General features: G+C 64.1%; 9 protein-coding genes. 6 read left to right on the top strand and 3 right to left on the bottom strand.

What is annotated here, in order from left to right; all coding sequences use genetic code 11:
* Positions 1–511: 511 nt before the first annotated feature.
* Entirely contained in the window at positions 512–805 is a 294-nt protein-coding gene (locus tag VMP31_RS14550; protein WP_325508297.1) for a hypothetical protein, read from the top strand.
* A gap of 31 nt (positions 806–836) precedes the next feature.
* Here the strand turns inward: VMP31_RS14550 and VMP31_RS14555 are convergent, their stop codons facing one another.
* From VMP31_RS14555 to VMP31_RS14565, 3 genes are all read right to left on the bottom strand, one after another.
* Positions 837–1127 carry a type II toxin-antitoxin system RelE/ParE family toxin gene (locus tag VMP31_RS14555; RefSeq protein WP_325508299.1) on the bottom strand — a complete coding sequence of 97 codons (291 nt, stop codon included), beginning with the start codon at positions 1125–1127 and terminating at the stop codon, positions 837–839.
* Positions 1124–1396: a CopG family ribbon-helix-helix protein gene (locus VMP31_RS14560; RefSeq protein ID WP_325508301.1), complete on the bottom strand. Its 273-nt coding sequence runs from the start codon at positions 1394–1396 to the stop codon at positions 1124–1126. The genes VMP31_RS14555 and VMP31_RS14560 overlap by 4 nt, the downstream gene beginning before the upstream one ends.
* A gap of 152 nt (positions 1397–1548) precedes the next feature.
* Positions 1549–6465 carry an alpha-2-macroglobulin gene (locus VMP31_RS14565; protein ID WP_325508303.1) on the bottom strand — a complete coding sequence of 1639 codons (4917 nt, stop codon included), beginning with the start codon at positions 6463–6465 and terminating at the stop codon, positions 1549–1551.
* 186 nt (positions 6466–6651) lie between these two features.
* On the opposite strand from VMP31_RS14565, the gene VMP31_RS14570 reads away from it, so the two are divergent.
* The 5 genes from VMP31_RS14570 to ispA all read left to right on the top strand — a co-directional run bounded on the left by VMP31_RS14570 (position 6652) and on the right by ispA (position 10872).
* A complete protein-coding gene (locus VMP31_RS14570) occupies positions 6652–8022 on the top strand; it encodes an MATE family efflux transporter (protein ID WP_325508463.1) in 1371 nt (456 codons plus the stop codon).
* Positions 8009–9037, top strand: a complete 1029-nt coding sequence (locus VMP31_RS14575; RefSeq protein ID WP_325508305.1) for a sensor domain-containing diguanylate cyclase — start codon at positions 8009–8011, stop codon at positions 9035–9037. Before VMP31_RS14570 ends, VMP31_RS14575 begins: the two co-directional genes overlap by 14 nt.
* Before the next feature lie 33 nt (positions 9038–9070).
* Positions 9071–9526, top strand: a complete 456-nt coding sequence (locus VMP31_RS14580; protein ID WP_325508307.1) for a DUF2214 family protein — start codon at positions 9071–9073, stop codon at positions 9524–9526.
* Between the two features lie 216 nt (positions 9527–9742).
* The gene (locus VMP31_RS14585) at positions 9743–9988 is read left to right on the top strand and encodes an exodeoxyribonuclease VII small subunit (RefSeq protein ID WP_325508309.1); all 246 of its coding nucleotides are present in this window, start codon (positions 9743–9745) and stop codon (positions 9986–9988) included.
* On the top strand, positions 9985–10872 hold the full coding sequence (ispA, locus tag VMP31_RS14590; RefSeq protein WP_325508311.1) for a (2E,6E)-farnesyl diphosphate synthase: 888 nt from the start codon (positions 9985–9987) through the stop codon (positions 10870–10872). The genes VMP31_RS14585 and ispA overlap by 4 nt, the downstream gene beginning before the upstream one ends.
* Positions 10873–11027 lie beyond the last annotated feature (155 nt).

Consider the following 11027-nt stretch of genomic DNA (forward strand, 5'->3'; position numbering starts at 1 on the left):
AGTCAATCACCTCGCTCGCGACAAAGGTGCAAGCGCCCTGGCGGCCTTACACCTTTGTCGCGTTCGACATACAGACAAAGAAGACAGCCTGAGTATCCTGACCCCTCCCTCTCTCATCAAACAAAAAATAACTCTTTGTTATATATAGAAATTTAATCCACACAAAGACCTGTAGGTGCGGGATGGGGGACGCCCAATGCCATGCCCGCGAAACGCATCGCATGCATGGCCCGCTCCTACAGGTACCTACAAGCCGATAGACGCAATTGCCCCAGTTTGCTGCTCGACAGCGCGGCGTCTGGACGACGGGGGGTCTCTTACTGAACTCAATCACAGCCCATCCCTGAAGCAGCCTCCTGCCTGAACACACTCAGCGCCCGATCCTTATGCGGGCCGTCATCACCAATAGACCTGCGAATACGCCTAATGAATGGCACACTAGCGCCCCTTGGCGCAGGCGTGGGTTGGCAAAAGCCTCCCGCAAGGCGCTCAGCTGACAGGAACCATGCAGATGCGCGTAGAAGGCTTTTTTGAATCCCTTGGCGAGGCGGTCGGGTCGGTAATCCGCTTTATCGTCGAAGGCCTGAGCGGCTTTTTCGGCATATTCGGCGGAGCGGTCAGCAGTTTTATCGCGGGCATGTCCAAAGCCTTGGGGGTGACGCCGTCATTTCTCAGCATCGTGGTTCTGGTCGCCGGTCTCTGGCTGCTGTACCTGGCGGTGCGCGCCTTTATCCGCCGCTCGATTATCGCCGGGCTGATCTGGCTGGTACTGGGGTTGTGGTTGCTAAGCGGGCTGATTGGTTAGCGGTTGGCTGATGCGTGGGCGCTGGAGCGGCTCAGGTATGGTGCTCACGGTCTTCGAAGTGGTGCCATAAACGAAGAATGACGACAGTTTCGGTATGAGTCGTATAACGGATTACGTATTTGCCAAAAATGGCGTCACGAATAGCTTTCGGGTCAGGTGCCAACTCAACTACTCGGCCCATTGCCGGGAATAGGCGAAGGCTCTCGATACGCGCAATAAGTTCTGCTGCTACGCGCGTAGCTGCAAGAGGATCTTTCTCAGCAATAAATGCGCGCAGACGAACTAAATCGGCCACAGCCTCTTCTGAGTAGACCAGCCTCATTCGCCCGCCTTGGGTGGCGACAGCTCATTGGCGCTGCCCCAGCTTTGCAGCCAGGTATTGACTGCTTCAGCTGAAACGACTTTGCCTTGCGCCACGGACTCCATGGCCTGCAGCGTTTCCTGCCAACGGTTCTGCTCCTGCTCCTGGCGCTCAAAAAACTCTCTAAGCGCCTGGTTAATCAGCCAGCTCTTGCTGCGCTGAAGCTTCTCGGCCATAGCGCCCAGGCTTTCCTCCAGCTCAGGTTGTAGCCGAACGGTTGTGACGCTCATAGGATGCCCTCCATACAGTTGAATGCAATGTATTACAGGGTATTCAACCGGGCAAGCGAACCTTGCCGGCGCGGCTCAGGCATCCAGCAGACGCCTCGACGGCGGCAGCTTTATCCAGGCAAGGCCCGCCAACTTGGCGGGCCTTGTGCGTTCTAGCGCTCTTTAACCACCAGCCGCCCCGGCGTTGCACCCAGGGCCTGCCAGTTCGGTCGGTACATCGACTCCACTTGCGGTGGCGGCACTCGGTAGCTGCCGGGGGTGACGGCGCGGGCCAGGTACAGCAGGTGGGTGGTTTCATAGCCGTTGACATCCAGCGCCGCAACGTAGCGATCGCCACGGAACTCCTGGTGCTTGATCGCGGCATTCTGCATTGCCTTGTGCCATTCCTTTACCGCGCTGCTGGCGTCGTCCAGGCTGGCCGAGCTTTGCGCCAGGTTCTGGTTTTCCAGCTCCAGGCCCGCCGGCAGCAGGTCGACCACCAGGGCATCCGGCACCCGCTGGTCTGCTGCTACGGCCAGGTGCACCAGCACCAGCTCGCCGCTCTGCAGGTTGCTCAGATCCAGCGCCTGGCCATCCATGCCCAGGTATTCGCGGTAGATGCTGAGGTTTTCACCGCCCGCCGCCGGGGCCTGGCTCGGATAGCCGGACAATGTCAGTTGCTGATACAGCGGCGTATCACTCGGCTTGCTCGCCGAATTGATGATGCTCAAAGGAGGGGCCAGATCGCTGCCATCGAGTTTGAGGCCCGGCTGGGCATTGCTCATCTCGAAGACCAGACTGCCGCTTTGCAGCACTGCGCTCCAGCTCGGCTCCGGCTTGCTCAGCAGGTTGCGCCCGGCCAGGTACAGCGAGTTGCGCTCCTGGGTCGACAGCCACTGCTGCCCGGCCACTTCATCGGCCAGGTTGAACAGCCGCTCTTCACGGCGATTGCCGGCCAGGTCGTGCTCTTCCAACAGCGCCAGAATCAGCGCCTGGTCGCGCAGCGGGCTGCCGTAATCGGCCAGCCAGTTATTGCGCTCACGGCCACGAGCCAGGCCGGCGCTCAGCAGTTCATCGGCACGCGGCTGGTCGCCCATTTTCTGCAGGGCCACGGCCAGGTGCACTAAGGGCAAACCGGACAGCGCATCGCTGCGCCGCTCGTACAGGCTGCGCAGGGCACCCAGCGGTGCCTGTTGGCTGCGTGCCAGCACGTAACCGGCGTAAGCCTGCACGGCAAAGCGGCTGTGGTTGGCGTTGTCGCTGTAGTTGACCTCAATCAGGTGACGCTCCTGCAGGTAACGCAGCAGGCGTTCGTTGGCCTTTTTCAGCGCCTCTTCCGGTACGCCAAAGCCCTGCTCGCGGGCGCGCAGGAGGAAGTCGCTGACATAGGCGGTCAGCCAGTATTCCTCATCGCTGTCCGCGCCCCACAGGCCGAAGCTGCCGTTGTAGCGCTGCATGCTTAGCAGACGCTCGATGCCCAGCTCGATGGAACGTTTGCGCTGCTCATCCGGCTCGGCTTCCACGCCCAGGCGTTTCAGCGTGGCGGCATCGGTGTACAGCGACGGATACAGGCCGCTGGTGGTCTGCTCCAGGCAGCCATAGGGATAGGCCTTGAGTGCACGGATCTGCTCGCCCAGGTTGAGTGGCGGCCGGCTGGAAATCGCCAATCGCGCTTCCAGACCTGCAGCTTCGAAGGCACTCAGCGCATTGGCCGGCAAGCTCCATGGCTGGTCTTTAAGCACCGCGCGGAAGTGCTGCAACTGCGCCGGGTAGGCCGGGCGAATGCCCAGGGTCCACTCACGGCTGAACGGCGGCAGCTCCTCACCGGGCAGGGCCAGGCCATTGACGCTGACCTTGAAACGCCCTTGCCCGTAACCACCCAGCGCAGTCACCGGGATGCGCAGAATGCTGCGCTGACCATCGGCCAGGGTGATCGGCACAACGCTGGCCTCGCCCCCCGGAGCCAGGCGCAGCTGGCCTTCGGCGCTGAACTGCACATCCAGCTGCTGCTCGCGCCCGGACAGGTTGCTCAGGTCCAGGGCCAGGGTGGTTTCATCGCCACCGGCGAGAAAGCGCGGGGCCGACAGCTCGGCGATCAGCGGCGCGGCGACTACGGTCTTGCCTTCGCCCATGCCGTAATGCTCATCGGTCCAGGCTTGCGCCATCAGCCGCAGCTCGCCGTTGAAGTCGGGGATATTCAGGCTGACTTCGCCCTCACCCTGCTCATTCAGCGCCAGCGGCTCGCTCTGCAGCGCGACGATCAGCACGCTGGTGTCCGGGCGCTTGCCGCCACCGGCCAGCGCCGCGTCACCACCGAAGGCCAGTTTGGCCACCCGGCCTTGCCCCGCTTCGATCAGCTGGCCGTAGATATCCAGCTGATCCGCGCCATAGGCCTTGCGGCCAAAGAAGTTGGCGAAGGGATCGGGGGTGGCGTAGCCGGTGATATTGAGGATGCCGACATCCACCGCGGCCACCAGCACCTGCGCCTGTTTCGGGATGCTGCCATCGGCGTTGCGCGCCTGCACCTTGACCGTGAGCGGCTGGTTGGGGCGCATTTTTTCCGCAGCGCTGAGGGTCAGCGCCAACTTGCGTGGCGCGCGCTCCAGCGGCAGATGCAGCAGGCCGACCGCGCGTTTTGGCGTGGCATTGCTCTTGCGCTCGCCGGGGCGGATCACCAGGGCGCTGAGGTACAGGTCATGCCGCGCCCAGTCCTTGGCAATCGGGATATCGAAGGTCTTGCCCTCGGCCGGCACCTCGACCTCCTGCCACCACAGCGGTCCTTCGCTGGACTCCACCATCAGGTAGCCCTTGCCCGCAGAAGGCGGGGTGACGGTGACTTGGGCGGTCTCGCCATCGACATAAGCCGGTTTATCCAGCGCCAGTTTGACCTGATCCGGCCGTACGGCACCGCCATCGGCGTTGTCCTGCCAGCGGTAGCCGGCCCAGAACCGCAGGCTGCTGAGCATGCCGGTCTGGGTATCGATAACTTCGACGCGGTACGGGCCCCACTCCACCGGGAAGCTGATCTTGGCCGTGCCGCCGGCGTCGACCTTGAGGTTTTCCTCGCCCAGGGTAAGGAATTTTTCGTTGTAGTTATGGCTCCAGCCATCGCTCTCGGAGAAGTTCCAGAAGTAGTCGCGGCGCTCGCGCACCAGGCGCACGGTCAACTGTTCGGCGGCCAGCTTGTTGCCGGCGGCATCGGCCACCAGCACTTCGAACTCGGCCAGGCTGTCGGCGTCCACCTGCTCGCCATCGAACAGGCCGCGCACCCCGGGCAGTCGCTCGGCTGGCCATACCGGCTGGATAATGCGCCGGGTAATCGCCCGGCCGCCGGACTCCTGCAGGCTGGCCTGGAGAATCAGACGCAACGGTGATTTGGCACTGGCCCAGCGGCTGTCGATACTCAGTTGGGCCTTGCCCTGCTCGTCCAGGCTGGTGTCTTCCAGCTCGATATCCTGGCTCAGTTCCGTCTCGGTGACCGAGCCGAACTGATAGCCCGGCAAACTCTCCACAGCCTCACGCAGCGGCCGCACATAAAGCTGGCCACTGAGACGATTGCCGGCAGCCGGCGCGCCGTACAAGTAGCGCCCGCTCACCTCGAAGTCGGCGGCCTGCGCCGGTTCATAAGGCGTTTCACTGCCCTTGAGTTCCAGGGCCAGGCGCTCGGGAAGAAAGTCCTCCACGGAAAACTCGTAGAGCTGCGGCTTGCCATCGCCGAGGTCGAACAGAAGCTGCCAGCGCCCGGTCGGGGCTTCTTCGGCCAGCTGCAGCTGGTACTGATAGAGCCCACTGGCATCGGCCTGCCAGACGAACTTGCGACTGACCTGTTCGTCCGGCCGGCGCACCTCGACATTCACCGGCTGGGCTTTTATCGCGCGGCCATCGGCATCGCGCAGCAGGCCGTTGAGCAGCACGTTTTCGCCCGGGCGATAGAGATCCCGCGGACCAAATACAAAGAACTGCAACGGATGGGCCTGGGGCCCGGCGATATCGAACTCGGCCAGGTCCAGGGCGGGACCGTTCAGGCGCAACAGGCTGGTCTGCTCGCCCAGATGGGCCAGCAGCACCTCGGCCTTGGCGGCCAGCGGCAATTCGGCGTGGCCGGCCTTGTCGGTCTTGCCCTCGGCCAGCAGCTGGCCCTTGCCATCGAGCAATTCCAGGGCAACTCCGGCCATCGCCTCACCGCCGGCCAGGGCCTGGGTAAACACATCCAGGCGGTTGCGGTAGCGGTGGGCGGACAGGCCGATATCACTCAGGGTAAACAACGTAGCGGGCTGCGAATAACTGTAGTTGCCGGCCTCGCGCATCACTGCCAGGTACACCCCGGGCTGCTTGAATGGCTCCAGGCCGGCAATCGGCAGCAGCAGGGTTTCGCGGGTATTGCGCGCGGGGTTGAGGTCGAAGCGGCCGCCATACACCAGATCGGCCATGGGCAGCAGCGAACGCGCCTCCCAGGTGTCCAGGTTGCTGCTGCGGCCCCACTGGGCAAGAAACTTTGGCAGGGCTTCGGCCTTGATCCGGAAGAACTCGACATTGACCTTGTCGACGTTCAGCGCGATCACCGGCAGGCCCTCGGCCAGGCGGGTCGGCAACAGCGAGCCACGGCTGGCGAAGCCGACGCTGGCCTGCAGGTCGCGGGTTTCCAGGCGGGTCACCTGCTCGGCGGCGAGGCTCTTGCCATTCAGCCCGAGCAGCCCGGCATCCACGGTCAGCACCAGCTTGCGCTGCGGCTCAAGGTGGCGCAGGCGAACTTCCATCAGGTTGTCGGCAAGCTCCCAGGCTCCATCGACCTTGCCGCTCTTGCTGTCGACCAGATGCAGGCGCTCGGCGAGTTTCTGCTCGGGGTCGAGCGGCACCGAGAAGCTGACCGAGAGCGTGCTGGCTCCCTCCAGCTGCACTTCGGAAACATCCACCACCGTCAGCTCACGGCCGGCGTAGCGCTCGGCCAGGGCCGCCTTGTCCAGTGGCGGCGCAGTTTCAGCGGTGGCGGCGGGAGCGCTGACGCTGACCTGGGCAGGCTCGGGGGTGGAAGAATCACAGGCGCTGAGCAGGCTCAGGGCAAGTGCCAGAAGCAGTCCTTTCTTCGGCATTGCGGGCTCCAACAAGGGTAGGTGCAGAGGCCTGACACTATAGTCGAGCCGTCTAAATACAACTAAGGGGCATAGGCAAAATTGCTCAGCAGCGCACGTCAGTTGATCAGTGTTTAATAACCCGCCGGTGACACGCGCCCGTGTACTCGTTGCTGGCATCTCCAATCAAGATCGAGAGCACATTTGATAAACGCCATACGCGACGCCTGGCAGCACCAGCCAACCCAGCGCAAGGTCTGGGCCCTGGCCGCGCCGATGATCCTGAGCAACCTGTCGGTGCCGCTGGTGGCCCTGGTCGACAGTGCCGTGGTCGGCCACCTGCCCCACGCCCATCAACTGGCCGCTGTGGCGGTGGGCGGCAGCCTCTACACCCTGCTGATCTGGGCGGTGGGCTTTCTGCGCATGGGCACCACAGGGTTCAGTGCCCAGGCCGCCGGGCGGGGCGACGGCAGCGCGCTACGCCAGGTGCTGTTGCAGGGCCTGCTGCTCGGCGGCGGGCTGGCGCTGCTGCTGATCGGCCTGGCGCTGTCCTTGAGCAACGCCGCCCTCAGCCTGATGCAACCCTCCGCCAACCTCGATGCCCTGGCCCGCGACTATCTGCATATTCGCCTGTTCGGCCTGCCGGCAGCCCTGGCGACCTATGCCCTGATCGGCTGGTTGCTCGGCACCCAGAACGCCCGTGGGCCGCTGGCGATTCTGCTGACCACCAACCTGCTCAATGTGGCCCTCGACCTGCTGTTTGTCCTCGGTTTGCACTGGGGCGTAGCGGGCGCGGCCTGGGCCTCGGTGATTGCCGAATGGAGTGGTGCCCTGCTCGGTCTGTACCTGGCGCGGCGCGCCCTGCGCAGCTATGCCGGGCGGCTCGACTGGGCGGCGCTGGGGCGCTGGCTGAACTGGCGACCGCTGCTGGCGGTCAACCGCGACATCTTTATCCGCACCCTGGCGCTGCAGGCGGTGTTCTTTCTGATCACCGTGCAGGGCACGCGCCTGGGTGATGCCACGGTGGCGGCCAACGCCCTGCTGCTTAACGGCCTGCTGCTCACCGCCCACGCCCTGGATGGCCTGGCCCACGCGGTGGAGGCACTGTGCGGGCATGCCCTGGGCGCGCGCGACCGCAACGCCCTGAGGCGCAGCCTGATCGTCGCCGGCGGCTGGTCGCTGCTGGCCAGCCTGGGTTTTGCCCTGTTCTTCCTGTTCGGCGGCCATTGGTTTATCAGCCTGCAGACCAATATCGCCGTGGTCCGCGACCAGGCCATCGACTATCTGCCGTACCTCGCCCTGCTGCCGCTGATCGCGGTCTGGAGTTACCTGCTCGACGGTCTGTTTATCGGGGCCACCCGCGCCCGCGAAATGCGCGATGCCATGCTGCTCAGCCTGCTCCTGAGTCTGCCCCTGGCCTTGTGGCTGCAGGCCCTGGGCAACCATGGCCTGTGGCTGGCCTTCTTGTGGTTTATGCTGCTGCGAAGCCTCATCCTGGGCGTCTATGCTTATCGTCTAAGCCGCGCTGACGGCTGGTTCGATCCATCTCGATTAGGAGCGGTCAATGCTCATCCCTGAACTGCCTTGCGATGAAACGCTGCGCCAGCAGAGCCTCGATAGCCATGAACTGCTCGACACGCCGGCCGACCCCTACCTGGACACCCTGGTGCGGGTGGTGCGGGAAGTGTTTGCCGTGAAAACCGTGCTGGTCAGCCTGATCGACCACGACCGCCAGTGGTTCAAGGCTCGCCTGGGCCTGGATACGGCGGAAACGCCGCGCTCCATATCTTTTTGCGGCCATGCCATTCTCGCCACCCAGCCGTTGATCATCGAAGACACCTTCAGCGACCCGCGTTTTCTCGATAACCCGCTGGTGACGCAAACCCCGCATATTCGCTTCTACGCCGGCCAGCCGCTGTATTCCGAAGATGGCCAGGCGCTCGGCACCTTGTGCATGATCGACTCAGTACCCCGGCAAATGAGCGACCAGCAGCTGCGCCTGTTTATCGATATGGCGGTGCTGGTGGAGGGTTACCTGAAGCTGCGCCGGGTCAGCGAGCAGACGGTAAAGCTGCGCGCCGCCCTGAGCCGCGAACAGCGCAAGTCCATGCTCGACCCGCTAACCCAGCTGTGGAACCGCGCCGGCCTTAACCACTTCCTGCCCAAGCAGCTGCTGCAGGCCGAAGAACAGGGCCTGCAACTCGGCGTGCTGTTCTGCGACCTCGACCATTTCAAACCAGTCAACGACACCCACGGCCATGCCGCGGGCGACCAGGCCCTGTGGGAAACCGCCCGGCGCATCAGTGCCGCCGTGCGCCCCCAGGATGTGGTGACCCGCAGCGGCGGCGAAGAGTTCGTAGTGTTGCTGCAGGTACACGACCAGCAGGAATTGCTGCGAATTGCCAACCGCATCCTCAAGACCGTCAACCAGAAACCGATCACCACCGATGCCGCCCCACTCAACCTGACCATCAGCATCGGCGCAGCCATGGGCCGCGCCCAGGAACAGCCGGAACAAAGCCTGAAGCGCGCCGACGAAGCCCTCTACCGGGCCAAGGGCAACGGCCGTAACCGGGTGGAAATGGCCGACTAAACGCCCCCCATTACTCAACCCTAGGACTCGCCAATGGCCCAAGCTATCGCCGCCTATATCCACTACCTGTCGATCTTCGTCCTGTTCGCCCTGCTCGCCATCGAGCACGTACAGTTCAAGCTGCCGCTGGACCTGCAGCGCGCGCGCAGCCTGATCATCACCGACCTGGCCTACGGCATCTTTGCCGGGCTGGTGTTGTTCAGCGGCCTGGCCCGGGTGATCTGGTACGGCAAGGGCCTGGATTACTACCTGGGCAACAGCCTGTTTCATGCCAAGGTCGGCCTGTTTATTTTGGTCGGGCTGATTTCGGCAGGGCCGACCTTCGTCTTTATCAACTGGCGCAATGCCCTCAAGGCCGGCCAGGTCCCCCAGGTCAGCGCAAGCCAGGCACGCTGGGTGATCATGGCGATCCGGGTGGAACTGTTGCTGTTGCTGGCCATCCCATTGTTAGCGGTGCTGATGGCGCGCGGCCACGGCCTGATCGGCTGACAGCCAAGCAGACCTCAACCCTTGTGGGAGGCGCTTTAGCGGCGAACAACTGTCGCGGCTACGACTGCATGGATGCAGGAGGTAGGTCGAAGCAGGAGCCAGAGTCGAAAGCCCCTCCCACAATCCCATATACCGCCCCGCTGATTTGCCCGTACGCGCCTGCTCTGCTAGTGTCGCGCCGGTTCCACTTCCCCGATCTGCCCCGAGAAATTCGCCATGGCCGCCCGCAAAAAAGCCGCGCTCGACTTCGAGCAATCCCTGACCGATCTGCAGAACCTGGTCGAGCGTCTGGAAAACGGCGAGCTGTCGCTGGAAGACTCGCTGACCGCCTTCGAACAAGGCGTGCGCCTGACCCGCGACTGCCAGGCCGCCCTGGCCCAGGCCGAACAGAAAGTGCAAATCCTGATGGAACGCGACGGCGAGCTGGAGGAAGCCCCCTTTGACGCGGATCGTCTGACATGATCGCGGCCTACCAGGCGCGCTGCCAGAGCCGTGTCGACGCCGCCCTGGACAGCCTGTTCGGCCAGGAGCAGCCACAGCTGGCGCGGCTCTACCAGGCCATGCGCTACAGCCTGTTCAACGGCGGCAAGCGCGTGCGCCCGCTGCTGGTGTATGCAGCCTGCGAAGCCCTTGGCGGTGATCCCGATCGGGCCGACGGCGCAGCCTGCGCGGTGGAGCTGATCCACGCCTACTCCCTGGTCCACGACGACCTGCCGGCAATGGACGACGACGATCTGCGTCGCGGCCAGCCGACCACTCACAAGGCCTTCGATGAAGCCTGCGCCATACTCGCCGGCGATGGCCTGCAGAGCCTGGCCTTCGAGGTACTGGCCGATGCCCGGCGCAACCCGCAGAACACCCAGCTGCGCCTGACCATGATCAGCACCCTGGCCCGCGCCGCCGGCCCGGCCGGGATGGTCGGCGGCCAGGCCATCGACCTCGGTTCGGTGGGTCGCCAGCTCGATCAGAACGCCCTGGAAATCATGCACCGGCACAAGACCGGCGCATTGATCGAAGCCAGCGTGCAGCTCGGTGCCCTGGCCAGCGAGCGCGCCGACGAGCATGCCCTGAAATCCCTGCACAGCTACGCCCGCGCCATCGGCCTGGCCTTCCAGGTACAGGACGATATCCTCGACGTGGAAAGCGACACCGCCACCTTGGGCAAGACCCAGGGCAAGGACCAGGCCCACGACAAACCCACCTACCCGGCCCTGCTCGGCCTCGACGCCGCCAAGGCCTATGCCCTGGAACTGCGCGACCAGGCCCTGCACGCCCTGCACCCCTTCGACTCGGCCGCCGAGCCGCTGCGCGAGCTGGCCCGCTATATCGTCGAACGACGCAGCTAAGCCAGCAGAATGCCCATCGCGGGCAAGCCCGCTCCTACAGGTCATCCACGTACCCTGTAGGAGCGGCGGGGACGCCTAGTCCACGCCCGCGATCACCCCGCCCCTTATCACCCATATCAATAGCCCAACCCTTACCCGCTAAGGCTTGGTTTACC

It is taken from the genome of Pseudomonas sp. (assembly GCF_035512415.1).
Lineage (GTDB): Bacteria > Pseudomonadota > Gammaproteobacteria > Pseudomonadales > Pseudomonadaceae > Aquipseudomonas.